At 72.6% G+C, this 329-nt stretch carries 1 protein-coding gene; it reads left to right on the top strand.

The window, feature by feature from the left end; genetic code table 11:
• Positions 1-329: alcohol dehydrogenase catalytic domain-containing protein (locus ACLKOZ_RS21105; RefSeq protein ID WP_436478092.1), on the top strand; the 329-nt coding region annotated here is incomplete at both ends.

The raw sequence follows: 329 nt of genomic DNA on the forward strand, positions 1-329 counted from the left end.
TTGGTTGCACGGGGCGGCGGGGGAGTCGGTCCTGAAGGCCCCGCTGGTGCTGGGTCATGAGATTTCCGGTGTTGTGGTCCGTGCCGCGGCCGACGGGACAGGCCCCGCCGCGGGGACCCCGGTCGCGGTGCATCCGGCCACGCCCGGGCCCGGTGCCGGGGATATCCGGTATCCGGCGGAGCGGCCCAACCTCTCACCGGGGTGCACGTACCTGGGCAGTGCGGCCCGGTTCCCGCATACCGACGGGGCGTTTGCCCGGTATGTGAACCTGCCAACCCGGATGCTGCGGGTCCTGCCCGCGGGCCTGGACCTGCGTACCGCGGCTTTGA

This window comes from Arthrobacter sp. R4, assembly GCF_051365025.1.
GTDB lineage: Bacteria > Actinomycetota > Actinomycetes > Actinomycetales > Micrococcaceae > Arthrobacter.